This window comes from Amycolatopsis sp. NPDC049868 (assembly GCF_044461365.1).
Classification (GTDB): domain Bacteria; phylum Actinomycetota; class Actinomycetes; order Mycobacteriales; family Pseudonocardiaceae; genus Amycolatopsis.
This window is the reverse complement of sequence record NZ_JBITKV010000013.1, coordinates 122,003-147,829: the sequence shown is the minus strand read 5'-3', so window position 1 is coordinate 147,829 and position 25,827 is coordinate 122,003. Positions and strand designations below refer to the sequence as shown.

The following is a 25,827-nucleotide window of genomic DNA, read 5'->3' as shown; positions in this document are numbered from 1 at the left end:
CTCGCTCTACGATCGCTTGTATGGCCGAGTTCATCTACACCATGAAGAAGGTGCGCAAGACCGTCGGGGACAAGGTCATCCTCGACGACGTCAGCACCGCGTTCTACCCCGGCGCCAAGATCGGCGTGGTGGGGCCGAACGGTGCGGGTAAATCCACCGTTCTGAAGATCATGGCGGGGATCGAGCAGGCCAGTAACGGCGAAGCCTTCCTCCAGCCTGGCGCCAGCGTCGGCATCCTCATGCAGGAGCCGGAGCTCAACGAGGAAAAGACCGTCCGCGAGAACGTCGAAGAGGGTCTTGGCGACATCAAGGTCAAGCTCAACCGCTTCAACGAGGTCGCCGAGCTCATGGCGACCGACTACAGCGACGAGCTGATGGAGGAGATGGGCAAGCTCCAGGAGGAGCTCGACCACGCCGACGCATGGGAGATCGACTCCACGGTCGAGCAGGCGATGGACGCCCTGCGCTGCCCGCCGCCGGACGAGCCGGTCACCCACCTCTCCGGTGGTGAGCGCCGCCGGGTCGCGCTGTGCAAGCTGCTCCTGTCCGCGCCCGACCTGCTGCTCCTCGACGAGCCCACCAACCACCTGGACGCCGAAAGCGTGCTGTGGCTGGAACAGTTCCTGGCGAACTACGCCGGCGCCGTCCTCGCCGTCACGCACGACCGGTACTTCCTGGACAACGTGGCGCAGTGGATCATGGAGCTCGACCGCGGCCGGGTCGTCGGCTACGAGGGCAACTACTCGACGTACCTGGAGAAGAAGCGCGAGCGCCTCGAGGTCCAGGGCAAGAAGGACGCCAAGCTCGCGAAGCGGCTGAAGTCCGAACTCGAATGGGTCCGGTCCAACGCCAAGGCGCGTCAGACCAAGTCGCGGTCCCGGCTCGACCGCTACGAGGAGATGGCCGCGGAGGCGGACAAGCACCGCAAGCTCGACTTCGAAGAGATCCAGATCCCGCCGGGGCCCCGGCTGGGCAGCGTGGTCGTCGAGGTCGAGAAGCTGCGCAAGGGTTTCGACGACCGGGTGCTGATCGACGGGCTGTCGTTCGACCTGCCGCGCAACGGCATCGTCGGGGTGATCGGGCCGAACGGTGTCGGCAAGACGACCCTGTTCAAGACGATCGTCGGGCTCGAGGAGCCGGACGACGGCCGGGTCAAGATCGGCGAGACGGTCAAACTGTCCTATGTGGACCAGAACCGCGGCGGGATCGACCCTAAGAAGACGGTATGGGAGGTGGTTTCGGACAAGCTGGACTACATCCACGTCGGGCAGACCGAAATGCCCTCGCGTGCCTACGTCAGCGCGTTCGGTTTCAAGGGCCCGGACCAGCAGAAGCCGGCGGGCGTGCTCTCCGGTGGTGAGCGCAACCGGCTGAACCTGGCGCTGACCCTCAAACAGGGCGGGAACCTGATCCTGCTCGACGAGCCGACGAACGACCTGGACGTCGAGACCCTGGGCTCGCTGGAGAACGCTCTCGAGCAGTTCCCCGGCTGCGCCGTGGTGATCTCGCACGACCGGTGGTTCCTCGACCGGGTCGCGACGCACATCCTCGCCTGGGAAGGTACGGACGAGAACCCCTCGCAATGGTTCTGGTTCGAAGGTAACTTCGAGGGCTACGAGAAGAACAAGGTCGAGCGTCTCGGTGCCGAGGCGGCTCGTCCGCACCGCGTCACCCATCGCAAGCTGACCCGCGACTGAGGGCCGGGGGTTCCCCGTGGAAGCCAGCAAGCGCCAACGGCCGGGCTCGCCCACCACCATGGTGGGTGGGCGGATGGCTGCCACCGGGGGAACCCTGTCCGCTGTCGGCAGGTTGATCGAACGCGCGGACGCCCTGCACCTGAGGGCGCCCGAGCTCGCCCTGGTCCTCGGGGAGCGCGCCGCCGCGCTCGCCGAGGCCGCCGGGGCCGACGAGCAGTGGATCCGCGCGGAGAGCCTGGTGGTGAGCGCCCGGGTGCGGCTCGGTGGCCGTCCCCGGACGGTCGGCCGGGCCGTGGCGGCCCTGCGCGCCGCGGAACACGCGGGCTACGGCGACATCGCCGCCCGGCTGAGGATCGATCTGGCGGTCTGCGCGCGCAGCGTCGGCATCCCGTTGACGGGGCTGGCCGCGTTGCGTCCGTTGCTGGCGGATCCGGCGGTTTCGCCGTCGCACCGCGCCGAGGCGTTGTGTCACCTCGTCGGCTGCCTGGCGCAGTTCGGCCGGAAGGCGGAACTGGACCGGGTGCTCGCCGAGGCGGACAAGCTCGTACTCGGCGACGGCTCGATGACGGCGGACTCGCAGCTGCTGATCCGCGCGATGTTGCGGGTCGGGGTGTCGGCGCACCGTCGTCGTCACGGAGACCTGACAGCGGCCGCCGACGCCGCGCGGACCGGGCTGGGCATGCTCGAAAAGCTCGGAAACCCGGACGACGACGGCGGTCTCGTCCGGATCAGGCTGATCCTGCAACTCGTCTGCACGTTGCTGGACCGGGGCGACACGGAGATGGCGCTGGAGGTCGCGCAACCGATCCTCGACGCCCCCATCCGGGCCGCGGGGATCGCCCCGGCCGCCTGGCTGCGGCTGGCGGTGGCCACCCGTGTCCTGCTGCCGGCGGGATCCGGTGAGGCCGCGGGCATGCTCGTCCGTGAGGCGGTCGCAGGGACCGGTGACCGCAACCTGCACGCCGTCACGGCACGGCTGTGGCTGGAGCTCGCGCAGATCGAGGAACGGCTAGGCCGGGCCGAAGAGGCCATCGGCTGCCTGCATCGTTCGCGGGCCGCCGAGCATCTGCACGCCCGTGCGCGCAGGCAGGCGTGCAACGTGCTGGTCGGCGAGTTCGGCTCCGCCGAGAACGCCGCCGTAGACCTCGACGACGTCTTGCGGGTCGTCGCCGCGCGGTCGTCCGCCGCGGCGCCCGCTCCGAAGCCGGTTCCGGCGCCGGAACCGGCCGAGGTGACCGCGGTGATACCGCCGATCGACGTGGCACTGCCGAAACGAGCCGCGGCCGAGCCGCCGGTTCGTCGTGAGCCGCAGCCGGTGCGGCAGAGCAGGCAGCCGGAGCCCGCACCGACACGGCAGGCGCCGGTCGAGCCTTCGCGTCCCGTCGAGCAGCCGCGTCCGGTGGAGCGTCCCGTGGCTCAGGTCGCGGAAAAGAGCGAGGCGCCGGTGTTGCGGCCGCCGTCCCGCCCGGAGCCCGCACCGGAAGTCGCGGCGTCCGACAGCGACTGGCGCCGTCGGGTGCCGAAGAAGGCCACGCCGTCGATCAGGTTCGAGCCCAAGGCCGAACCCGTCGCGCCGAAACTGATGCCGCCGACGAAACCGGAACCCGCTCCGAGCCCCGCGCCGGTGTCGCGTCCCGAGCCGGAGCCTGGGCGCCGCCGTCGTCAGGAGGAGCCCGCGGCGCGTGAGATCGCTGCCGTGCCCGTGGCGGCCTCGGAACCCGTCGTCCCGGAACTGCTTCTCGCTCCCGAGCCCGCCGCCGAGCCCCTGCCGCGGGTGGCGGAGGCCGTGCCGCCGCGTCCGCCCGGCACCGCCGCCCCGTTGTGGGAGAGCGACGAGTGGGCGGCCGAAGAGCGTGCCCGCCGGTCCCCGGCGCCCGTCTCGCGCAAGACGAGGCACGACGCCGAACATGGTTCCGTGGCGGCGAAATCGGTGCTGGACCGGCTCGGGATCTCGAGCGCCGGCGGACATGGCGGCGGTCGTCGCCGTGCGGACGGCGCCGCGGATCCCGTGCACCACGAACCCCTCGTCGAAGAACGCGCCGACACCCGCCGCGAACAGCCGCCGGTCGAGTACCGCGAGCCCGCCGTTCCGCTCGCTCCGCCGCCTCGGGAAGATCCGGCGCCTCCGCACGGCGGGGTGCCCCAGGAAAGCCTTCGCCCGGCCGCCAAGGAAGAGGTCGCGGATCCCTGGCTGCCGCGGTTGCGGATGCCACCGGCGTTGGACCCGCTGACCGACACCGGTTCCTGGCGGCCGATCACGCCGTTCCCGGAGAGCTACGCCCGCGCGATCGCGGAGGAGGAACCGCCGCCCGACGCCGGTCTCGCCGACCTGCTCGCCCGCGCGCTCGCCGAGCATCAGGCGGGCACCGCCAGTGCCGCCGCGCTCGTGAAGCAGCTCGGCTCCCAGGACCCGGGAAAGCGTCCGGTCAACGGCCACGACCGGCACCGCACCAACGGGAGCGACTGACCTCTCGCGGTAGCAAAGGTCCCTTGCTCACCTCGATGGGAGCCGCGCCCGGCTTGAACGATTCAGCTCGCCGGGTGTGGCCGCCCGACGGGACCGCGTGCGCGAATGGGTGCTGGTCACCCCGGTGCGGCGGGGCGCGGGAAGGCCCGGACAGACCGCCTATGTGACCGGCGAGTAGCTGAACCGATCACGGCGATTCCGGTATCTGAGCAGGGAAATCTTCGACGGGCGGGAATGACCCGGCCTTGTGGAGCCGACGGTCCGGAGCTGTAGGTTGGGTCAGGGCCGGTACAGAGTCGTGCCGGTCGCGGTGTCAATCTCGCTACAGTGGAGAGTTGCCTCAAATGAGCTCGACGGGAGTCTCGTCCCCGCCCGGAAAAGATGTCGGCGCCGAGGATGGCGCCCGGCGCCGGTCGGCCAACCCGGAGCAGATCCGGGACGACCTGATCGACGCCGCCGCGGCGTACGCCCCGGAGATCGGCGACTTGATCCGCCTGTACTACCGGCACATCCCGGCCGAAGAGATTCTCGGCGACGACCCGGTCGACCTCGTCGGAGCGGTCCGTTCGCACCTGCAGCTGGCGAAGGACCGGATGCCCGGCCGCCCCGCGGTGCGGTTGCTGAACCCGACTGGGCCCGAAGACGGCTGGACGCGTGAGGCCACCGTGGTGCAGGTCGTCACGGACGACATGCCGTACCTGGTGGATTCGGTCGCGGCCGAGTTCGCGCGGGACGGGGTGCAGGTGCAGCGCATCGTGCACCCGATCGTCGTGGTGAGCCGGGATCTGACCGGTGAGCTGCTGGAGGTCCACCCGGACGCCGACCCGGCGGAGCCGCCGGCGAATTCGGCGGCCGAGTCGTGGATGTACATCGAGATCGACCTGGTCACGGACCCGAACCGGGCTCGTGAGCTGGACAACCGGCTGTCTTCGGTGCTGGGTGACGTCCGCGAGGTCGTCGAGGACACCGACAAGATGACGGAGACGGCGCGCCGTCTCGCCGACGAGCTGGACGGGAACCCGCCGCGGCTGCCCGCGCACGAGGTCGCCGAGGGCGCCCGGCTGCTGCGCTGGCTGGCCGAGGGTCACTTCACCTTCCTCGGGTACCGCCGTTACGAGCTGGTCGAAAACCCGCACCCGGACAGCGAGGAGCCCGCCCTGCGCGCGGTGCTCGCCACCGGGCTGGGCGTGCTGCGCCAGGACAGCCTTGCCGCGCGCGGCCTCACCGCGGGCCCCGACACGGCGGCTTCCGCGCTCGCGCCGACGCTGCTGGTACTGACCCAGGCGAGCGCGCCGTCCACCGTGCACCGCCCGGTGTATCCGTACTACGTCGGCGTGAAAACGTTCGACGACAACGGGAACGTCACGGGCGAGCACCGGTTCCTCGGCATGTTCACCACCACCGCGCTGCACGAGAACGTGCTCGACATCCCGGTGGTCTGCGACCGGGTCCGCGAGGTCATCCACCGCGCGGGCTTCCCGATGGAGTCCTTCTCCGGCCAGCGGATGCTCGAAGTGCTGCAGAACTGGCCGCGTGCGGACCTGTTCTCGGCCGACACCGACTCGCTCTACTCGACGACGACGGGCGCGATCACGCTTTCGGATCGCAGACGGCTGCGCCTGTTCCTGCGCCGCGACCCGTACGGCCGCTTCTACTCGTGCCTCGTGTACCTCCCGCGTGACCGCTACACCACCCGTTCGCGGCTCGCGATGCAGGAGGTCCTGCTCGAAGAACTCGAAGGCACGCAACTGGAGTACAGCGCGCGCATCGGCGAGACCGTGCTCGCGCAGGTGCACTTCATCGTGCACACCGATCCATCGCAGCGCTCCGCACCGGACACCCTGCGCATCCAGGAACGGCTCAACGAAGCCGTTCGCAGCTGGGACGACCGGATGGTCGAGGCGATCCTCGCCGAGCGCCGCGAGCGCGCCGGGGACAGCGGCGTCGCGATCGGCCTGCTGGTCGAGGAGTCCGCGGGCGAACAGGGGCAGCGGTTCGCCGCGGTGTTCCCCGAGGGCTACAAGGAGGACTTCACCGCGCTCGAAGCGCTCGCGGACCTCCGCGCACTGGAGTCGCTGACCGACGAGGGCGACCTGTCGCTGTCGTTCTACCTGCCCGCCGACGCCGAGGCGGGGGAGCGGCGCTTCAAGCTGTACCTGCGCGGCGAGGGCGTCACCCTCTCCCAGGTGCTCCCGGTCCTGCAGCGGATGGGCGTCGAGGTCGTCGACGAGCGGCCGTACGAACTGCGCCGCGAAGACGGCGGCCGGTCCTGGATCTACGACTTCGGCCTGCGGATCGACCCGCAGGTCCTCGACCACGCGGACAGCGATCTCCGCACCCGCTTCCAGGACGCCTTCCACGCCGCCTGGCGCGGCGACTGCGAGGTCGACGGCTTCAACGGTCTCGTCCTGCGCGCCGGGCTCACCTGGCGCCAGGCGGCCATCCTGCGGGCCTATTCGCGGTATCTGCGCCAGACGAAGATCCCGTTCTCGCAGGAGTACATCGAGAACACCGTCCTCGCGCACACCGACATCGCCACCGCGCTGGTGCGGCTGTTCGAGACCCGCTTCGACCTCGCGCTCGGCGACGAGGCCCGCGCGTCGCAGGCAGATCAGCTCACCACCGAGATCGGCAAGCTGGTCGACGAGGTGACGAGCCTCGACGAGGACCGGATCCTGCGACGGCTGATGTCGGTCATCCTCGCCACGCTGCGGACGAACTACCACGTCACCGACGGGGACGGGAACTCCCGCCAATACCTGGCGCTCAAACTCGACCCGAGCGCGGTGCCCGAGCTGCCCGAGCCGCGGCCGAAGTACGAGATCTTCGTGTACTCGCCCCGGATCGAGGGTGTGCACCTGCGCTTCGGCGACGTCGCGCGCGGTGGCCTGCGGTGGTCCGACCGCCGGGAGGATTTCCGCACGGAGATCCTCGGTCTGGTCAAGGCGCAGGCGGTCAAGAACGCGGTCATCGTGCCTGTCGGCGCGAAGGGCGGCTTCGTCGTGAAGCGCCCGCCGGCGGCGACGGGTGACCCGGGCCTGGACCGCGACGCCCAGCTGAACGAGGGCATCGCCTGCTACCGGATGTTCATCTCCGGCCTGCTCGACGTGACCGACAACCGCGTCGAGGGCAAGACCGTCCCGGCGCCGCGCGTGGTCCGCCACGACGGCGACGACAGCTACCTCGTGGTCGCGGCCGACAAGGGCACCGCGAAGTTCTCCGACATCGCGAACGAGGTTTCGGCGAACTACGGTTTCTGGCTCGGCGACGCCTTCGCCTCCGGTGGCTCGGTCGGCTACGACCACAAGGCCATGGGCATCACCGCGAAGGGCGCTTGGGAGAGCGTCAAGCGCAACTTCCGCGAGCTGGGCAAGGACACCCAGACCGAGGACTTCACCGTCGTCGGCATCGGCGACATGATGGGTGACGTCTTCGGCAACGGGATGCTGCTCTCGGAGCACATCCGGCTCGTGGCCGCCTTCAACCACATGCACATCTTCCTCGACCCGAACCCGGATTCGGCGACCTCGTTCGCCGAGCGGCGCAGGCTGTTCGAGCTGCCGCGTTCGTCGTGGGAGGACTACGACCGCTCGCTGATCAGCGAGGGCGGCGGGATCTACTCGCGTTCGGCGAAGACGATCCCGGTCAGCCCGCAGGTCCGCGAGGCGCTCGGCCTCGGCGAAGACGTCACGAAACTGGCGCCCAACGACCTGATGCAGGCGATCCTGCTGTCCCCGGTCGAGCTGCTGTGGAACGGCGGCATCGGCACCTACGTCAAGGCCGAGAACGAGAGCCACGCCGACGCGGGCGACAAGGCCAACGACGCCCTGCGCGTCAACGGCAACCAGCTTCGCGTCAAGGTCGTCGGCGAGGGCGGGAACCTGGGCCTGACCCAGCTCGGCCGGATCGAGTTCGCCCGCACGGGCGGCAAGATCAACACCGACGCGCTCGACAACTCGGCCGGCGTGGACTGCTCCGACCACGAGGTCAACATCAAGATCCTGCTGGACCACCTGGTCTCGACCGGGTCGCTCGACGCCGAGCAGCGCAACGAACTGCTCGAGCAGATGACCGACGAGGTCGGCGAGCTGGTGCTGGCCGACAACTACCGGCAGAACGCGGTACTCGGCGTCAGCCGGGCGCACGCCGGCCCGATGGTCTCGGTGCACCAGCGGCTCGTCGCGGCCCTGGTCGCGAAGGGCGCCTTCGACCGCAAGCTCGAAGCGCTGCCGAGTTCGGCGGAGTTCCGTGCGCTGGAGAAGGCGGGCGAGGGTCTCACCTCGCCGGAGCTGGCGACGCTGCTCGCGCACGTCAAGCTCGACCTCAAGGACGAGCTGCTGGCCAGCGAACTGCCGGACTCCGAGGTGTTCTCGCGTCGTCTGCCCGAGTACTTCCCGAAGCCGCTTCGGGAGCGCTTCGGCGACGCGATCTTCCAGCACCCGCTGAAGCGCGAGATCATCACGACGATGGTGGCCAACGAGGTCGTCGACGGCGCCGGGATCTCGTACGTCTTCCGCCTGATGGAGGAGATGAACGCGACCGCGACCGACGCCGTCCGCGCGTACGCCGTGGTCACCCACGTGTACGACCTGCCCTCGCTGTGGGCCCAGATCGACGCGCTGGACAACGTCGTGCCCACCGAGGTCGCCGACGAGATGATGCTGGAGACCCGTCGGCTGCTCGACCGGGCCGCCCGCTGGTTCCTCACCAACCGGCCGCAGCCGCTGGCCCCGCTCGCCGAGATCAACCGGTTCGGCCGGGTCGTCGGCGAGCTGGCCCCGAGGGCGCACGAGCTGCTTCGCGGTGTCGAGTGCGCTTCGGTGGACGCGAACACCGAGCGGCTGATCGAGAAGGGCGTCCCGGCGGAACTCGCCGGCCGGGTGGCGCTGCTGCTGCACACCTTCGGTCTGCTCGACGTCACCGACGTCGCGGAGCTGGCCGAGCAGCAGGCGGGAATCGACGCGGTGCACACGCCGACGGAGACCGCGGGCCTGTACTACGCGCTTTCCGACCACCTCGGCATCGACAAGATGCTGACGTCGATCAGCGGTCTCGAACGCGGCAACCGCTGGCACGCGCTCGCGCGGCTGGCGCTGCGGGACGACGTCTACGGTTCCTTGCGGACGATAACGCTGGACGCCTTGCGGCACAGCGATTCGGGCACCGACCCGGACGAGAAGATCGCCCACTGGGAGAAGACGAACGCTTCGCGGCTGCAGCGGGCCCGTGTCGCGCTGGACGAGATCAGCCAGTTCGGCAAGCTCGACCTGGCGACGCTGTCGGTGGCGGCGAGGCAGATCCGGAGCACGGTGAGGTAGTGGCGTACATTTCCCTGATCCGGCCGCGCTGGTCGGATATGGACGTCTACGGGCACGTCAACCACGCGAATCTGGTGACCCTGCTCGAAGAGGCACGGATCCCGCTGTTGTTCGGGGACGCCGTCCGCGCCGGGCTCACCGAGCTGCCCAAGGGCATCGTGGTGGTGAAGCTGGCCGTCCATTACCGTTCGCCGATCGTGGTGTCCGATCAGGACATCCGGGTGGAGATCTCGTTGAAGGACTTGAAGCACGCCAGCTTCACCCTCGGCTACCGGGTGCACGCCGGGCCCGCCGGGACCGACAAGGTCGCGGTCACCGCGGAGACGGTGCTCGCGCCGTTCGACACCGCGTCCGAGCGGCCCCGGCGGCTGACCGAGGACGAACGTGCCTTCCTGGAGAAGGGGTTCGCGGATGCCTGAGCTCGTCATCCCGGACGCCGGCGACCGCGAAACGCTCGGCGCGTTCGTGGCCAGGGCGGTCCGGCTCGACCAGAACACGCTGGTGCGGTTGCGGCAGCGTGGCGACGGTGTCGTCGAGGCGTGGTGCGCGACGCCGTTCGAGGTCCTCGCCACCAGGGCCGTCGCCGGTGACATCACGCCGTCGGACATCACCGTGTCCGGGAACGAGCTGCTCGCCGCGCTGACCGTCGCGGGTGGCGAGCGGATGGATCCGGGCCCCGCCCGCGACCTGATGTGGCATTCCGAGCTGCCCGCTCCCGGCCGCTGGCAGCTGGTGGACGAATTGCCGGCGACGGTGATCTCGGAGCTGGCCGATCGCGGGGTCACCCTCGCGCGCGACAACGTCGGCCCGCACGGCACCCCGCCGGCGTCGCTGATGGACCAGGCGGTGCTCACCGTTTCGGGCAACGAGCTGGAGATCAAGGTCCAGATGCGGTGCCTGTTCGCCTTGTCGGGGATGGGTTTCGTGGACTCGTCGATCGACGGCGACGTCGTCCGCGTCACCGCGACGGATTCGTGGATGCGCATCGACGCCCGGTACGGCGCCGTCCTCAAACGCCGCCACGCGCTTCTGCCGCTGTTGTTCTGACGGTCTTCTTACCGCTGACGCCGCGGGTGGCTTCCGGCCGCCCGCGGTGTCAGGCTGTCCCCATGAACGACAAGGACGGGGACGACCCGACCGCGGACTTCCTCGCCGAGGTCCGGCCGGAGGAGACTCCGTGGCGGACCGAGCGGCCGCCGGGTGAGGAGGCGCCCGAACGCGCCGAACGCCCGGAGAAGTGGGGCCGCGCCAAGAGCGCCGGACGAGCCGCGGCGAAGGCGGCGCCCTACGTCCAGGCCGCCGCGCTGGCGACCTGGATCGTCTCGGGCACCCTCGACAGTGACTCCGGCGACTCCGGCGACTCCGGCGACTCCGGCGACTCCGGCGACTCCGGCGACTCCGGTTTCGGCGATCTGGGCTCGGGCGAGGCCTAGAGCTTTCCGCGCATCGTCTTCATGCGCTCGATCTCGGCGGTCTGGCCGGTGATGACCTCCTGCGCCATCTCCTGCGCCTTGACCTCCACCCCCTTGCCGAGCTGGGCTTCGGCCATGGTCAGCGCGCCCTGGTGGTGCGCGATCATCAGGTCGAGGAACAGCTTTTCGAACGCCGCCCCGTTCGCCGCGCGCAGATCCGCCAGCTGGGCCTCGGTCGCCATGCCCGGCATGAGCGCGTGATCGTGTCCTCCGCCGTGACCAGCGTGCCCTTCGCCGGGCACCGGCTTGCCGCGGTCGGCCAGCCAGGTCTTCATCATCGTGATCTCGCCGTCCTGCGCGACCGAGATCCGCCCGGCGATCGCCCGGATCTGCTCGTTGGCCGTCTTGCCCGGCACCAGGTCGGTCATCACCTTCGCCTGCTGGTGGTGCGGGATCATCATCGTCATGTACTCGACGTCGGCGTCGTTGGGCTGATCGCGGTTCACCGGGCCGGGGGAGCCGGTGCTCGCCTGCTCGCCGGGTTTGCCGGGCACGATCACCGGCGCGCTCTGGACCGGTGCGGCGGGCTCCGCGTCACCGGTGCAGCCCGAGACGAGGAAAGCGGCGGCGACCAGCGCCGATGTCAAACTTTTTCGCATCCCGGGACTTCCTCCGTTGGTCGGTATCTGCTGAGCCTAAATAAGGAATAAGGTGCGCGTAAAGCTGGGTGGAAGGAGAGCCATATCGTGCTGCAGCCTGGGCTGAAACGTCGCTTGACCAGGGTCTTCGTGTCGGCGGCCGCGGTCGCCGCCCTCGGGGCCTCCAGCGCGCTCGCCGCGCCGGCCGTCGTCGCCGAACCGTCGGCGACCGCGATCCCGGGTGTGGACGAGATCGTCCACAGCCCGAATCTCCGGTCGATCGCGAACGTCCCGCAGCAGGGACCGTTCACCAAGGACTCGACCGGCACCGACATCGCGTTCACCAAGGGGCACGCGATCATCGGTACCTACGACGGGTTCAACGTCTTCGACGTCCGCAACCCGTACCGCCCGAAGATCGTCAGCCAGGTCCTCTGCCCCGGTGGGCAGAACGACGTGTCGATCTCCGGTGACCTGCTCTTCCTGTCGACCGACTCGTCGCGCAGCGACAACTCGTGCAACAGCGTCTCGAAGCCCGCCTCGGACAAGACGGCGTGGGAGGGCATCAAGATCTTCGACATCTCGAACCTCGCGGCGCCGAAGTACGTCGCGGCGGTCGAGACCGACTGCGGTTCGCACACCAACACCCTGGTGCCGGACAAACGCGGCAAGGACGTCTACATCTACGTCTCGTCGTACGCGCCGGCGGCGAACCTGCCCGACTGCCAGCCGCCGCACGACAAGCTGTCGATCATCAAGGTCCCGGTGAAGGAGCCGGCGAAGGCCTCGCTGGTCGCGACGCCGGTGCTGTTCCCGGACGGTGGCAACGAAGGCGGCACCAACCCCGACGGCACCCGCCGCTCGGCGACCACCGGTTGCCACGACCTCACGGCGCTGCCGGAGAAGGACCTGATGGCCGGCGCCTGCATGGGTGACGGCGTCCTGCTCGACATCTCCGACCGGCTCAAGCCGCGGGTCATCAACCGCGTCCAGGACAACGTGAACTTCGCGTTCTGGCACAGCGCCACCTTCAACAACGACGCCACCAAGATCGTCTTCACCGACGAACTCGGCGGCGGCGGGATGGCGACCTGCCTGGAGAAGTTCGGCTCCACCCGCGGTGCCAACGGCATCTACGAGATCACCGGCCGCGGCGACGACCGCAAGCTGGAGTTCCGCAGCTACTACAAGATCCCGCGGCTGCAGTCCGAGACCGAGAACTGCGTGGCGCACAACGGTTCGCTGATCCCGGTGCCGGGCAAGGACATCATGGTCCAGTCCTGGTACCAGGGCGGTGTCTCGGTGTGGGACTTCACCGACTCGGCGAAGCCGAAGGAGATCGCGTTCTGGGAGCGGGGCCCGCTGTCGAACGAGAAGCTCGTCGGCGGTGGGACGTGGTCGACGTACTGGTACAACGGCTACATCTTCTCGTCCGACATCGTGAAGGGCCTGGACGTCCTGGACCTCAACGACTGGCGGACCTTCCCGGCGAAGCTCGTCCGGCAGAACCAGTTCAACGCCCAGACGCAGTACAAGCTGCACCCGGGCTTCAACAACAACTGACCCGGTAACGCCATGAACGGTCCGTTCCTTGCGAAATTTGCAAGGAACGGACCGTTCATTGCACGCGGGGAAGGGGGTCAGACGAGCCAGGCGGCCGCGTCCGGCGGCAGTTTCCCGTTCACCAACGGCACGCTCGACAGCAGCACCTCGCCCGGCGGCAGCGCGATCGGGCTCGCCGACGTGTTCAGCGCGCAGACCAGCCTGCCGCCGCGCCGCCGGAACGCGAAACATCCGGCCGGGGCGCCGTACCATTCGAGCTCGTCACCGCGGAAAGCCTTGTGCGACTTGCGGATCTCGATCGCCCGCCGGTACAGCGAGAGCGTCGACGCCGGATCCTCCAGCTGCGCTTCGACGGTCACCGACGCCCACGAGGCCGGCATCGGCAACCACGTCCTCGGATTGCGGGAGAAACCGAACGGCGGCAGGTCGCCTTCCCACGGCAGCGGCACACGTGACGCGTCCCGGCCGAACTCGGCACCGGAGATCTTGGCTCGCGGATCCGCGAGCGCCTCCGGCGGGATGTCGACGTTGCCGAGCCCCAGTTCCTCGCCGTTGTACAGATAGACCGCGCCGGGCAGCGCCAGCTCGACGAGCGCCATCGCCCTGGCGCGCCGGACGCCGCGTTCGCCGCCGCCGTACCGGCTGACCTGCCGCCAGACGTCGTGGTTGCTCAACGTCCAGGTGGCGGGGGCTCCGGCGGCTTTCGGCACCGCCAAGGACCGCTCGATGGCCGTCCGCAGCGCGTCCGCGTCGAAGTGCGTGAGCACGAGCCGGAAGTTGAAGGCCAGGTGCAGCTCGTCCGGCCGTAGGTAGCGCGCGAGGCGCTCCTCGTCGGTCACCCAGATCTCGCCGACGGCCATGGTGCCCGGGTACTCGTCGAGCACCTTGCGGATCATCTGGTGGATCTCGTGGACACGGTCGTTGTCGAACCGCGGGTCGTAGAACTCGCTCGGCCCGAGCGGGTTCACCCTCGGGTCCATATCCGGCAGGCCCGGCGGTTTCGCCATACCGTGCGCGACGTCGATGCGGAAGCCGTCCACGCCGTGGTCCAGCCAGAACCGCAGGGTCCGCTCCAGATCGGCGGCGACCTCGTGGTTGGCCCAGTTCAGATCCGGCTGCTGCGGCGAGAACAGGTGCAGGTACCACTGGCCGTCCGGCACCCGCGTCCACGCCGGGCCGCCGAACGAGCTGACCCAGTTGTTCGGCGGCTGGTCGCCGCGCGGGCCGAGCCCGTCACGGAAGATGTAGCGATCCCGTTCCGGGCTGCCCGGCGGCGCCGCCATCGCCGATTTGAACCAGGCATGGGTATTGCTGGTGTGATTGGGGACGACGTCGACGGTGACCTTGATACCGCGTTTGTGCGCCTCGGTCAGCAGCACGTCGAAGTCGCCGAGGGTGCCGAACATCGGGTCGACGTCGCGCGGGTCGGCGATGTCGTAGCCGTGGTCGGCCATGGGGGAGCGGTAGAACGGCGCCAGCCACAGCGCGTCGACCCCGAGCAGCTCCAGGTAGCCGAGCTTGCCGCGGATGCCTTCGAGGTCACCGACGCCGTCCCCGTCCGAATCTGCGAACGAGCGCACGTAGACCTGGTAGAAGACCGCCTGGTCCCACCAAGCCACGTCGCGCTCCATCACACGAAACTGTTCATCATGCTGTTGGCGGCCATCTCCAGGTACGCCCACAGCTGCCCGCGGTAGGGCTCCTCGATGTTCTCCTCGTCGACCGCGATCTCGATGCAGCGCAACCAGGCGTCGCGTTCGATCGGGCCGATCTTGAACGGGGCGTGCCGCATCCTCAGCCGCGGGTGACCGCGCTGGTCGGAGTAGGTGTGCGGGCCGCCCCAGTACTGCATGAGGAACAGCCGGAAACGCTCCTCGGCCGGGCCGAGGTCCTCCTCCGGATACAGCGGGCGAAGCACCTCGTCGACCGCCACTTCGGCGTAGAACCGCGCGACGATCCGGGTGAACACCGGTTCACCGCCGATGGCCTCGTACAAGGTGGTGGGATCAGGTTCGGTCACGGACACAGCTCCATTCTGCCCTTGTCCTACTGCGAGGCAGGGCCGGACGACATAAAGCGCCCCAGAGGTGGCTCGAAGCCCGCCTCGTCGAGCGCGGCGAGCAGGTGTGCCCGCAGCGCGCGCTGCACGGACCACTGCTTGCCCGGCCGGACCTTCACCGTCAGCCGGAGCTTGATGCCCTCGGGGGTGACGGTCTCCACGCCGAGCATCTCCGGCGGCTCCAGCACGTTGGGCGCCAGTCCTTCGCTCTCCAGGAGCGTCTTCGCCTTCTCGGCCATCAGCTCGGTGGCCTTCTCGACGTCGGCCGAGTAGCTGAGCGGGACGTCGACGACGGCGACCGCGAAGCCCTGGCTCGAGTTGCCGACCCGGAGCACCTCGCCGTTGCGGACGTACCAGACGGTGCCGTTGATGTCACGCAAAGTGGTGATCCGGAGGCCGACGGCCTCGACGGTGCCGGACGCCTCGCCGACGTCGACGACGTCACCGACGCCGTATTGGTCCTCGATCATCATGAAGATGCCGGACAGGAAGTCCTTGACGAGGTTCTGCGCACCGAAACCGAGCGCGACACCGACGATGCCGGCGGAGGCGATGATCGGCGCCAGGTCGATACCCAGTTCGCCCAGTACGAGGATGAACGCGAGGCCGTAGATGAAGAACGTCGCCATCGACTTGAGCACCGAGCCGATCGTGGCGGCGCGCTGACGGCGCCGTTCCATCACCGACGATCCGAGCACCTCGGGAGCCTTCTCCCGCAGCGGTCTCAAGAGGGCGGGCAGTTTCGAGGAGCCGCTCGGCATCCGCGTCACGCGGTTGATCAGGCGTCGCACCAGGTACCGCAGCAGGAACGCCACGGCGACGATCATCAGGATCCTGATCGGCTTCGTCAGCAGCCAGCCCGCCGACGCGGAGAGCCATTCGTTCTTTGTGACCTGGAACACCTGGTAGCACAGGCTGCCGGCTTCGCGCGTGCAGGCCGGGGGTTCGGTGGGCAGCAGGTTCACGGAGAGGAAATGTCCTTTCGTACTCGGCGGGGATCGGTCACGCCGCACGCCCCCGGCGGAGGCGAAACACCCAACTTCATGTGGCCGCCGGGTCGCGCGCATGTGACACGTCCAGTAACACACGTGCACTTTGGGGCTGATCTGTGGTCGACTATGCCTGCACCGGTGGAGGTGGTCGAGTGCCAGACCGACAACCCATCCCCCTCGGCGTCCCGAGCCAAGCCGTGGCCGGACAGGCGCCGGAGGTCGTGTTGCGTGCCCATCCGGGAGGTGCCCCCTCGCACGGGGCTCCACCGGGCGGGCCGGGAACGCGGCCAGGGGGTGTTGCCCGCCCGCCCGGACAGCGTAGAGGGCGGGACCCGTCGTCCACGGCGGTACCCACTACGACAACAGCGTCGTCTTGGGGCCGCAGACGGGTATTGCTGTTGAACGCCACGTTCGAACCGCTCACGGCGCTGCCGTTGCGGCGCGCGGTGGTCCTCGTGATGTGCGGCAAGGCCGAGGTGGTGCACGGAGACCCGGCGGGGCTCGAACTGCACGCCGCCACGGTCTCGCTGCCCGTGCCTTCGGTGATCCGGCTGAGTACCTACGTGCGCGTGCCCTACCGCGCGCAGGTGCCGCTGACCCGGGCCGGGCTGATGCATCGCGATCGATACCGCTGCGCTTACTGCGGGGGGCGGGCCGAGACCATCGACCACGTCGTCCCGCGCAGTCGCGGAGGTCCCCACAGCTGGACGAACTGCGTGGCCTGCTGCGCCAAGTGCAACCACCGGAAGGCGGACAAGCTGCTTTCCGAGATCGGCTGGCGCCTGCGCGTCGTGCCGAGGGCCCCGCACGGGCCGCACTGGCGGCTGCTCGCGCATTCGAAGGAGGCCGACCCGTTGTGGCGGCCGTACCTGGGAACCGCGGCCTGACCTGACCTTGACCGGGCCCTGAAAACGTCGGCGCCCCGGCTGCCTTTCGGCGGCCGGGGCGGGCCGATGACGCCGTGGTGAAGCTCGCCGTCCCCTACTTGCCGGTCGTGCCCGGACTCAGGCGGCGAGGGAGAAGTCGCTCTGGCAGGTGACGCGGGTGCCCCGGGTGACGCGGGTTCCGCGAGTGACACGCGTGCCGCAGGTGACGCGGGTGCCTGCCGTCACGCGGGTGCCGCGGGTGACGCGCGTGCCACGGGTGACGCGGGTTCCAGCGGTGACGCGGGTGCCTCGGGTGACGCGAGTTCCGCGGGTGACCCGGGTACCGGCGGTGACCCGCGTACCGCGAGTGACGCGAGTACCGCGCGTAACCCGTGTGCCCGCCGTCACACGCGTGCCGGGGACGAATTCAATTTCGAAGAGTGACGAAACGTCGTCGATGATCGCCTGGCCGGGTGTCTGGGTGCTCTGCATGACATATCCTCCTGCGACCGGTGCGTTACCTGCTGGGGTGGGGGAGCTGGGCGCAAGGCCCGTACAGGTGAAAAAGCTACGAGGATTTCAAGGCCGCGACAAGACGACAGCGCCGGGTGCGGCCGCCCGTACGTTGAGTTGCAACCTTTCGGCCTTGAGGGCTTCGCCCCAACGTGGGAGCGCTTTCGCGGCAAGCGGCGGACGGCCCCCTCCGGACGACGAGCGGTACGTGCCGCGGCGCAAGGCCGTGCGAGCGGGTGCGGCCGCACGCCATCGGATACGCTCACGCGCGTGAACCTTGTCGAGACGATCCTGGTCTTCGCGGTGATCCCCTTGGCCATCTACGCGCTGTGCGGGGTGGCCACGCTGCGGTCGAAGGGCGCGGGCGTCGCCCGGTACCGGCCGGGGCAGCCGTGGGAGTACCCGGCCATGTGGTGGAGCGCCAACCCTGACGGTGTCGGCGCAAGGCATTCGCACGCGAGCGGGGGCGGCGCGACCGCCGTCGTCGCTGCGGACGGAGCTTCGGTGACGGGAGGCGCTCGTGGCAACTGGTGAACTGACCCATTCGTCCACCGCTGTTGACGAAGAGCCCGGTTACGGCGCCGCCGTTACTTCGAGCGGCCGGATTTCCGCCGCCAAGATGTACGAACCGGCTGGTCCGATCAGCCCATTCACGACCCAGCAGCTCGCCCGGCTGGACGAGGCGCTGACGCTCGCCAGCCGCGAGACCGGCCTGGACTTCAGTGTGTACCTCGGCGACCTCGGCGAGGACACCCGCGTCACCGCCGAAGGCCTGCTGACCTCGACCGACAACCCGGCCGACGGCGTCGTCGTCGCCGTGTCGCCCGGCCAACGGGCGATCGAGATCGTGACGGGCACGCAGGCCCGGCACCGCCTGCCCGACCGCGGCGCGAAGCTCGCCGTGGCCAGCATGGTGGCCTCGTTCAAGGAAGGCGACCTCGTCGGTGGCCTCGTGAACGCTCTCCGCATGCTGAGCGACCAGGCGGGCGCTCCGCAGCACTGACGCTTTAAGCCGCTTCAAATGCTATGAACGGTCCGTTCCTTGCGAAATTTGCAAGGAACGGACCGTTCATAGCGTTTACGGGGACTAGACCCCGGCCTGCGAGTCGAACTCACGGGCGGCCAGCGCCCGCACGATCCCGGCCCGGCCTTCCGACACGAGACGGCGCAGCGCCGCCGGGTGCTCCCCGGCCAGCCACTCGTCCGACGCCGTGACGGTCGCCGGCTCGACGGCCCACGACGGGTACAGCCCGACCACGGTCGGCTGCGCCCGCTCGCTGGAGCGCCGCTGCCACACCTCGTCGATGACGTCGAAGTAGCGCGTCACGTAGTCGCCCAGCAGGTGCTTCTGGCCCGGGTGGGAGAAGCCGGTGATGAGCGAGTCGCTGACCGCGTTGGGCAGCTCGTCGTCGTACACCGCCCGCTGCCACGCGTCGGCCTTCGCCTCGGCGGTCGGCCGCAGCGCCCGTGAGCGCTCCGCCTGGCGCCGTCCGGCGGCGGTGTCGTCCTTGCCGAGTTCCGCGTCGATCTCGGGGTTCTCCGCCTTGCCGTGCGCGACCAGCGCGTGCAGCAGCCGCCAGCGCAGGTCGGTGTCGACGGTCAGGCCCTCCAGCGGCGCCGTGCCGTCGAGCCAGCCCGCGATGATCGCCAGCGTCTTGTCGTCGAGCACGCAACCGGCGAGCGAGTTCACGAACGCGAGCTGGTGGTCCGAACCGGCCTCGGCGCCCTGCGCCAGTTCCAGCAGCCGCGCGGAGAACTCCGGCCAGCCCTTGTCCGCCGCCCACTCCGGCTTCGCGTACGAGTTCAGTGCCGTCTGCGCCTGCAGCAGCAGCCGCTGCACCACGCCGACCTCGGTCTCGGTGTGCACGCCACGCTGCACCAGCGTGACGAAGTCGCGGGCCTTGAGCTCGGCCTCGCGCGTCATCTCCCACGCCGCCGACCAGCACAGCGTGCGGGGCAGCGGTTCGGTGATGTCGGCGATGCGGTCGATCAGCGTGGTCAGCGACGCCGGGTCGAGCCGCATCGTGCAGTAGGTCAGGTCGTCGTCGTTGACCAGCACGAGCTTGCCCGCCGGGAGACCGACCAGCCCCGGCACCTCGGTGCGCTCGCCGTCCACGTCGAGCTCGACGCGGTGCTTGCGGACGATCTTGCCGTTCTCGTCCTCGTCGTAGACGCCGACCGCGACGCGGTGCGTGCGCAGCTCGCCGGCACCCGGCTTGGCGCCGGTCTGGGTGACGGCGAACGCGGAGTACGTGCCGTCGGCGCCGATCTCGTAGCGCGGGCTCAGCGAGTTGAGACCGGTGGTCTCCAGCCACTGCGCGCTCCACCACGACAGGTCGCGGCCCGAGGCCTCTTCCAGCGCGCCCAGCAGGTCCGCCAGGGTCGCGTTGCCCCAGGCGTGCTTGCCGAAGTAGACCTTGAGGCCTTCGAGGAAGTGCTCCAGCCCGACATAGGCGACGAGCTGCTTGAGCACGCTCGCGCCCTTGGCGTAGGTGATGCCGTCGAAGTTCACCTCGACCGCGTGCAGGTCGACGATGTCCGCGGCGATCGGGTGCGTCGAGGGCAGCTGGTCCTGCCGGTACGCCCACGACTTCTCGATGTTCGCGAAGCTGGTCCACGCGTTCTTGTACTCGGTGGCCTCGGCCTGGGCCAGCACGCTCGCGAAGGTCGCGAACGACTCGTTCAGCCACAGGTCGTCCCACCAGCGCATGGTGACCAGGTCGCCGAACCACATGTGCGCCATCTCGTGCAGCAGCGTCTCGGCGCGGCGCTCGTAGGCGTAGCGGGTGACGCGGCTGCGGAAGACGTAGTCCTCCAGGAAGGTGACCGCGCCGGCGTTCTCCATCGCGCCCGCGTTGAACTCCGGCACGAACAGCTGGTCGTACTTGGAGAACGGGTACGGGGTCGCGAACTTCTCGTGGTAGAAGGCGAAACCCTGCTTGGTCTCGGTGAACAGCTTGTCCGCGTCCATATGCTCGGCGAGCGAGGCGCGGCAGTAGATGCCCAGCGGGATCGTGCGGTGGGAGTCGGAGAATTCGTCGCGCCACTCGCTGTACGGGCCCGCGATCAGCGCGACCAGGTAGGTCGAGATCCGCTCGGACACCTTGAACACGGTGCGGACGGCCCCTTCCGGGGTCTCCTCCGTGGATTCGATCAGCGCGTTCGAGATGACCTTCCAGTCCTTCGGCGCGATCACGGTGAGCCGGTAGACCGACTTGAGGTCGGGCTGGTCGAAGCAGGCGAACATGCGCTTCGCGTCCGCGGTCTCGAACTGTGTGTAGAGGTAGACGCCGTCGTCGACCGGGTCGACGAACCGGTGCAGGCCCTCGCCGGTGTTCATGTACCGGCAGACCGCGTCCACGACGAGCTCGTTCGACTCGGCGAGCCCGGGCAGCTCGATGCCCTTGTCCTCGACGTACCCGCTGACGTCGAGGTCCGTCCCGTTGAGGACGGCCGACTCGATCCCCTCCGCGACGATGTCGATCCACGACGCTTCGCCGCTTCTGGCGCTCGCGAACTTGATCGTCGTCTTCGACGTGAAGGTCTTCTCACCGGGACCGCCACGGCCGTCGGTCAGATCCAGCTCGATGTCGTAGGACTCGACGTCGAGCAGTTCCGCGCGCAGCTTGGCTTGGTCTCGGGTCAGGTTGGGGGCGGGCACTGGCACCTCTGGTCATCGGTATCGGTTTTGGTTTCCAACTACAGCATCCAATCATGTCGGAGCCCGTGCTGACGACGGGAACAACGCCGACGGCGGCGATGTTGGCCGCTGTGTAGCACCGTGTGTGTACCGGACCACCCCAAGACGATGGCACTGGGAGAACCTGATGACCGCCCCGTCCGAGAAGACCAAGGTCGACTTCTACTTCGACCCGATCTGCCCCTTCGCCTGGATCAGCTCGCGCTGGATCCTCGAGGTGGAGAAGCACCGCAACCTCGACCTGAGGTTCCGGATCATGAGCCTGTCCGAGCTCAACAGCGGCCGTGAGGACCTGCCTGAGCAGTACAAGGAGCTGCTGGGCCGCGGCTGGGGCCCCGTCCGCGTGGCCACCGCGCTGGCGGAGAAGAACGGCGAGGAGGCCCTGCGCGACTTCTACACGGAGTTCGGCACGCGCCACCACAACCAGGGCGACAAGGACATCCCGAAGGTCATCAAGGAGACCCTCGAGGCCATCGGTGCCCCGGCCGAACTGGCCGAGGCAGCCGAGTCGACCGAGTACGACGAAGCGCTCAAAAAGAGTCACTACGAAGGTATGAATCCGGTCGGAATGGACGTCGGCACCCCGACCATCCACATCGACGGCGTCGCCTTCTTCGGCCCGGTGCTCAGCTCGATCCCGCGTGGCGAGGACGCCGTCAAGGTCTTCGACGGCGCCCGCGCGCTGGCGAGCTACCCGGACTTCTTCGAGCTGAAGCGCACCCGGTCCGGTGAGCTGAACTTCGATTAAGGGGTCGCCAGGGCGGCCCTGGTGACATCGCCGGGGTAGGGGGACCTCGCGACGGCTTCGTCCGTCGTGAGGTCTCCCGCCGCGATCCCGGTCTTGAGCGCGATGAGTTCGCGCAGCCCGTCTCGGTGCTTCTCGATGAAGGCGGCGTCGACGGGGTCCCCGTGCCCGGCCACGATGATCTTCGGTTCCAGCGCGAGGATCGAGTCCAGCACGCCCGGCCATTCGGCCAGGAAGCTGCCGTCGTTGAAGGAGAACGCGCTGAAGCCGGCTTCGGCGTTCTCGACGGCGTCGCCCGCGAAGATCACGCCCGCGTCGGGCACGTGCACGAACAGGTCGTGATCCGTGTGGGCCCGGCCGAGGAACCGCAGCACGGCGGTGCGGCCGCCGAGGTCGATCTCGGCGGTTTCGACGACCGGCTTGTCCGGCATGGTGATTTCGGTGCGTTCCAGCGCCTCCGCCATCTCCGGGCGGTTCTCACCGAGATAGTGCTGGATCCACTTGAGCCGGGAGGCGTCGCCGTGGGTCGTCAGCTCGGTCAGGCACGCTTCGTGCGCCCAGACGTCGCACGGCAGGAACGCCGTCGTGCCGAAGGCGTGATCGAAATGCGCGTGGGTGTAGACGACGGACCACGGCAGCGGCGTGATCTCCCGCACCGCCGCGGCCAGTTCGGCACCCTGGTCGACATCACCGCGAACGTCGACGACCAGGCAGCGTTCATCGCCGACGACGAGGCCGACGGTCAGGTCCAGCTCCTCGTAACGGCGCGCGTACACGCCGTCCGCGAGTTCGAGCCAAGTCACGAATCCTCCAGAATTCCGTTGCGCAGCACAGGAACCGTGCCGCTCGTGTCGAGCTGTGCGGCGAGGGCCACGTCGTTCGCGTGCCCGGCCGCGGCGAGCTCGCGCCCCGAAGAACACTCTGTCAGTGCTTCGGCGATGTCGATCGTTTTCGCCGCGATGGCCGCGAGACGGGCTTCGGCGGACAGGCGGCCGTAGCCGTCCAGTGCCGCGGCGATCGCCCCCGCGCCGAGCTGGTCCTCGACGCACGGCCTCAGCGGTCCGAACGTCTTGGACTCGCTGTACAGGTCGATGCCCCAGCGTTCCCCCGCCGGGATGACGCCGATCGGCCGGCCGTCCGCGAGTTCCGCCGCGCGCGTGGCGACGGCGGACGCGTTGCGCAGGCATCCCGCCAGGACTTCGGCACCGGTCGTGGCGGCGGCGTCGCAGAGCGTGGCGCCGTTGGGAGACGGCAGTGCCAGGAGCGTGCCGGAAGGGATTTCCGTCACAGACGAAGGTCGCAAAGTCCATTCACTTTCACCCGCGAGGATGGCTCCCCGCGCTTTCGCGGCCTCCTCGCCGCGATGGTCTCGCCAGTGGACCGGCAGCACCCGGCCGCCGTTGCCCAGCACGAGATCCGTTGTGGTGCAGAAGGAAAGTACGTCGACGATGACCAGCACGGCGCATTCCGCGCCCAAGGCGGCGACACCCTCGGATCCCCATTCGAGTCTGATGTCCACCCCCACAGCATGCCCGCGCCGGAACGTGATGGCAGACTCCGCGCTGTGCGTGTTTACCTTGGCTCTGACCATGCCGGTTTCGAACTGAAGAACCACCTCGTGGCCCACCTCAAGGAGCAGGGCCACGACGTCGAGGACGTCGGCCCCTTCGTCTACGACGCGGCCGACGACTACCCGGCGTTCTGCATCGAGGCGGCCCGCCGCGTCGTCGCGGACGAGGGCAGCCTCGGCATCGTCGTCGGCGGCTCCGGCAACGGCGAGCAGATCGCGGCCAACAAGGTGAAGGGCGCTCGCGCCGGCCTCGCGTGGAGCGTCGAGACCGCGAAGCTCACCCGCGAGCACAACCACGCCCAGCTGATCGGCGTCGGCGCGCGGATGCACAGCACCGAAGAGGCCACGGAGATCGTCGAGGCGTTCCTCGCGACCCCGCCGAGCCCGGACGAGCGCCACGGCCGCCGCGTCCAGCAGATCCTGGACTACGAGAACACCGGCTGGCCGCCGCCGCTGCCCGAGCACTGACATGCCCGAGGGGCACACGCTCCATCGTCTGGCACGTCTGCACAAACGCCGTTTCGCCGGTCATCCGGTCGAGGTGGGCAGTCCGCAGGGACGGTTCGCCGCGGAAGCGTCCCGTTTGGACGGCCGGGTGCTGGTGAAGGCCGAGGCGTACGGGAAGCACCTGTTCCACGACTACGGTCCACACGGGACGGTGCACGTCCACCTCGGCCTCTACGGCACGTTCTCCGACGAGCCGCTGCCCGTTTCGGAGCCGGTGGGCCAGGTACGGATGCGGCTGGTCGGACCGACGCATTCCGCCGACCTGCGCGGCCCGAACCAGTGCGAACTCCTGGACGCGCCCCAGGTCGACGCGATCAAAGCGCGGCTCGGCCCGGATCCGCTGCGTCGTGACGCGAAGCCGGACAAGGCGTGGGAGCGGATCTCGCGGTCGAAGACGTCGATCGCGGCACTGCTGATGGACCAGTCGGTGCTGGCGGGCGTCGGCAACGTGTATCGCGCCGAGGTGCTGTTCCGGCACGGTGTTGCCCCGCTCGTCCCCGGCCGCGCGCTCGATCGCGGGCTGTGGGACGACATGTGGGCGGATCTCGTGACGCTCATGCGGCACGGTGTCCGGGTGGGACGGATCGACACGGTCGCCCCGGAGCATCTGCCCGAGGTCACCGGCCGCGCGCCGCGGCAGGACCGGCACGGGGGCGAGGTCTACGTTTACCGCCGCGAGGGGATGCCCTGTCTCGTGTGCGGGACGGCGGTGCTGCGGAGCGATCTGGCGGCGCGGAACCTCTTCTGGTGCCCGACCTGCCAGCCCGCCTGACGTACTCGGCCCGGACCGCTGCGCTCGTGTCGTCCATCCAGTCACGCGTGTCGACCGCCGGATCACCTGTGTCGTCCGGTCACTCACGACCCGCCCGACCTGTGAACCCGCCCGAACAGCTTCCTAATGCTATGAAAGGTCCTTTCCTTGCAAATTTTGCAAGGAAAGGACCTTTCATAGCATTTGAGGGACGGGGCGCGGGCTAGAAGTCGAAGCCTCCGCCATCGAAGCCCCCGCCGTCGAACCCGCCACCATCGAAACCGCCGCCGTCGAACCCACCGGCGTCCCCGCCCGTGTCGCCTCCGGCGTCGCCGCCCGCGTCACCGCCGGCGCCCGCGTCCTCCTGGCCCGCGTCGTACCCGGACTCCCAGGCCGACGCGCTCGCGATCCCCGCCATACCGGAGAACATCGCGCTGAACAGCAGCATCGAACCGAGACCCCAGGCGCCGGCGACGAGCGCGGGCTTCCACCACGGCTCGCTGTACCAGCCCTGCGGCACCGGGCGGCCGGCCACGCGGCCACCGGGGTAGTAGTGCGGCGTGCGCTGGCTCGGGTCCGGCGAGGCCTCGTAGTGCTCGCCCTCGACGTCGACCGAGCGGTACTCGGTGACCTTGCCCGCCCGATCGCGCTCTTCGCTGCCGGGCAGTTCCGGACCGGGGTCCATGCCCATCGCGAGCCGCGCCGCGCGGACGTAATAGAGCCCCTCGATGGCGGTCTCGCGCACCAGCCGGGCCTGCTCGACGGTCTGCGCCTGCTCCATCTGGGAGCCCGCGGCGGTGAAGCGTTCGGACGCGTCCGCCATCGCCTGCTGGGAGGCGGTGTCCGTGCCGGTGAGGTTCATGACCTGACCGCCCAGTCGTTCGACCAGGCGCCGTGCGTCCGCCTTCGCGTCGTCCAGCTGGCGCTTCTTGGCCGCCGCCTGGGATTTCGCGAAGTAGATGCCGCCGCCGACCACGACGACGAGGAGCACGATCAGGAAGATCGCGGTGCCCATGGGTTCAACTCCAG

The 25,827-nt window shown here is 69.2% G+C and carries 22 protein-coding genes; 13 read left to right on the top strand and 9 right to left on the bottom strand.

What is annotated here, in order from left to right; translation table 11 throughout:
* The first annotated feature begins 20 nt into the window (after window positions 1–20).
* From ettA to ACIBTM_RS37635, 6 genes are all read left to right on the top strand, one after another.
* A complete protein-coding gene (ettA, locus tag ACIBTM_RS37660; RefSeq protein WP_007034699.1) occupies window positions 21–1,697 on the top strand; it encodes an energy-dependent translational throttle protein EttA in 1,677 nt (558 codons plus the stop codon).
* 16 nt (window positions 1,698–1,713) lie between these two features.
* Window positions 1,714–4,164: a hypothetical protein gene (locus ACIBTM_RS37655; protein ID WP_395881928.1), complete on the top strand. Its 2,451-nt coding sequence runs from the start codon at window positions 1,714–1,716 to the stop codon at window positions 4,162–4,164.
* A gap of 344 nt (window positions 4,165–4,508) precedes the next feature.
* The gene (locus ACIBTM_RS37650) at window positions 4,509–9,482 is read left to right on the top strand and encodes an NAD-glutamate dehydrogenase (RefSeq protein WP_395881927.1); all 4,974 of its coding nucleotides are present in this window, start codon (window positions 4,509–4,511) and stop codon (window positions 9,480–9,482) included.
* Entirely contained in the window at window positions 9,482–9,901 is a 420-nt protein-coding gene (locus ACIBTM_RS37645; protein WP_395881926.1) for an acyl-CoA thioesterase, read from the top strand. Before ACIBTM_RS37650 ends, ACIBTM_RS37645 begins: the two co-directional genes overlap by 1 nt.
* A complete protein-coding gene (locus ACIBTM_RS37640) occupies window positions 9,894–10,529 on the top strand; it encodes a hypothetical protein (RefSeq protein WP_037347649.1) in 636 nt (211 codons plus the stop codon). The genes ACIBTM_RS37645 and ACIBTM_RS37640 overlap by 8 nt, the downstream gene beginning before the upstream one ends.
* Window positions 10,530–10,591: 62 nt before the next feature.
* Window positions 10,592–10,915, top strand: coding sequence for a hypothetical protein (locus ACIBTM_RS37635; RefSeq protein ID WP_395881925.1), 324 nt, complete (start codon window positions 10,592–10,594; stop codon window positions 10,913–10,915).
* Here ACIBTM_RS37635 and ACIBTM_RS37630 read toward each other — a convergent pair.
* On the bottom strand, window positions 10,912–11,553 hold the full coding sequence (locus ACIBTM_RS37630) for a DUF305 domain-containing protein (protein ID WP_395881924.1): 642 nt from the start codon (window positions 11,551–11,553) through the stop codon (window positions 10,912–10,914). The genes ACIBTM_RS37635 and ACIBTM_RS37630 overlap by 4 nt on opposite strands.
* A gap of 87 nt (window positions 11,554–11,640) precedes the next feature.
* On the opposite strand from ACIBTM_RS37630, the gene ACIBTM_RS37625 reads away from it, so the two are divergent.
* The gene (locus ACIBTM_RS37625) at window positions 11,641–13,095 is read left to right on the top strand and encodes an LVIVD repeat-containing protein (protein ID WP_395881923.1); all 1,455 of its coding nucleotides are present in this window, start codon (window positions 11,641–11,643) and stop codon (window positions 13,093–13,095) included.
* 77 nt (window positions 13,096–13,172) lie between these two features.
* Here ACIBTM_RS37625 and ACIBTM_RS37620 read toward each other — a convergent pair whose 3' ends face one another.
* The 3 genes from ACIBTM_RS37620 to ACIBTM_RS37610 are packed head-to-tail and all read right to left on the bottom strand — an operon-like array spanning window position 13,173 to window position 16,119.
* Entirely contained in the window at window positions 13,173–14,726 is a 1,554-nt protein-coding gene (locus tag ACIBTM_RS37620; RefSeq protein ID WP_395881922.1) for a glycoside hydrolase family 13 protein, read from the bottom strand.
* Complete coding sequence (locus tag ACIBTM_RS37615; RefSeq protein WP_395881921.1) at window positions 14,726–15,121, bottom strand: globin; 396 nt, start codon at window positions 15,119–15,121, stop codon at window positions 14,726–14,728. The genes ACIBTM_RS37620 and ACIBTM_RS37615 overlap by 1 nt, the downstream gene beginning before the upstream one ends.
* 20 nt (window positions 15,122–15,141) lie before the next feature.
* On the bottom strand, window positions 15,142–16,119 hold the full coding sequence (locus ACIBTM_RS37610; protein WP_395881920.1) for a mechanosensitive ion channel family protein: 978 nt from the start codon (window positions 16,117–16,119) through the stop codon (window positions 15,142–15,144).
* A gap of 419 nt (window positions 16,120–16,538) precedes the next feature.
* Between ACIBTM_RS37610 and ACIBTM_RS37605 the strand changes: the two genes are divergently transcribed.
* A complete protein-coding gene (locus tag ACIBTM_RS37605; protein WP_007034711.1) occupies window positions 16,539–17,033 on the top strand; it encodes an HNH endonuclease in 495 nt (164 codons plus the stop codon).
* A gap of 117 nt (window positions 17,034–17,150) precedes the next feature.
* On the opposite strand, the gene ACIBTM_RS37600 is transcribed toward ACIBTM_RS37605, so the two are convergent.
* Window positions 17,151–17,504, bottom strand: coding sequence for a hypothetical protein (locus tag ACIBTM_RS37600; RefSeq protein WP_395881919.1), 354 nt, complete (start codon window positions 17,502–17,504; stop codon window positions 17,151–17,153).
* Between the two features lie 291 nt (window positions 17,505–17,795).
* Between ACIBTM_RS37600 and ACIBTM_RS37595 the strand changes: the two genes are divergently transcribed.
* Together ACIBTM_RS37595 and ACIBTM_RS37590 are read left to right on the top strand one after the other, a co-directional pair.
* Entirely contained in the window at window positions 17,796–18,059 is a 264-nt protein-coding gene (locus tag ACIBTM_RS37595; RefSeq protein ID WP_395881918.1) for a hypothetical protein, read from the top strand.
* Window positions 18,046–18,528, top strand: a complete 483-nt coding sequence (locus ACIBTM_RS37590) for a DUF5130 family protein (RefSeq protein ID WP_395881917.1) — start codon at window positions 18,046–18,048, stop codon at window positions 18,526–18,528. The genes ACIBTM_RS37595 and ACIBTM_RS37590 overlap by 14 nt, the downstream gene beginning before the upstream one ends.
* Window positions 18,529–18,612: 84 nt before the next feature.
* Here ACIBTM_RS37590 and pepN read toward each other — a convergent pair whose 3' ends face one another.
* Window positions 18,613–21,186 carry an aminopeptidase N gene (pepN, locus tag ACIBTM_RS37585; RefSeq protein ID WP_395881916.1) on the bottom strand — a complete coding sequence of 858 codons (2,574 nt, stop codon included), beginning with the start codon at window positions 21,184–21,186 and terminating at the stop codon, window positions 18,613–18,615.
* 166 nt (window positions 21,187–21,352) lie between these two features.
* Here pepN and ACIBTM_RS37580 point away from each other — a divergent pair, with 166 nt between their 5' ends.
* Window positions 21,353–21,973: a disulfide bond formation protein DsbA gene (locus tag ACIBTM_RS37580; RefSeq protein ID WP_395881915.1), complete on the top strand. Its 621-nt coding sequence runs from the start codon at window positions 21,353–21,355 to the stop codon at window positions 21,971–21,973.
* Here the strand turns inward: ACIBTM_RS37580 and ACIBTM_RS37575 are convergent.
* On the bottom strand, window positions 21,970–22,773 hold the full coding sequence (locus ACIBTM_RS37575; RefSeq protein WP_395881914.1) for an MBL fold metallo-hydrolase: 804 nt from the start codon (window positions 22,771–22,773) through the stop codon (window positions 21,970–21,972). The genes ACIBTM_RS37580 and ACIBTM_RS37575 overlap by 4 nt on opposite strands.
* Window positions 22,770–23,489, bottom strand: a complete 720-nt coding sequence (locus tag ACIBTM_RS37570) for a 2-phosphosulfolactate phosphatase (RefSeq protein WP_395881913.1) — start codon at window positions 23,487–23,489, stop codon at window positions 22,770–22,772. Before ACIBTM_RS37570 ends, ACIBTM_RS37575 begins: the two co-directional genes overlap by 4 nt.
* A gap of 45 nt (window positions 23,490–23,534) precedes the next feature.
* Here ACIBTM_RS37570 and ACIBTM_RS37565 point away from each other — a divergent pair, with 45 nt between their 5' ends.
* Window positions 23,535–24,008 (top strand): ribose-5-phosphate isomerase, encoded by a 474-nt coding sequence (locus tag ACIBTM_RS37565; RefSeq protein ID WP_395881912.1) that lies wholly within the window; start codon window positions 23,535–23,537, stop codon window positions 24,006–24,008.
* Window position 24,009: 1 nt separating this feature from the next.
* Window positions 24,010–24,819, top strand: coding sequence for an Fpg/Nei family DNA glycosylase (locus ACIBTM_RS37560; protein WP_395881911.1), 810 nt, complete (start codon window positions 24,010–24,012; stop codon window positions 24,817–24,819).
* 202 nt (window positions 24,820–25,021) lie between these two features.
* Here ACIBTM_RS37560 and ACIBTM_RS37555 read toward each other — a convergent pair whose 3' ends face one another.
* Window positions 25,022–25,813 (bottom strand): hypothetical protein, encoded by a 792-nt coding sequence (locus ACIBTM_RS37555; RefSeq protein WP_395881910.1) that lies wholly within the window; start codon window positions 25,811–25,813, stop codon window positions 25,022–25,024.
* Window positions 25,814–25,827 lie beyond the last annotated feature (14 nt).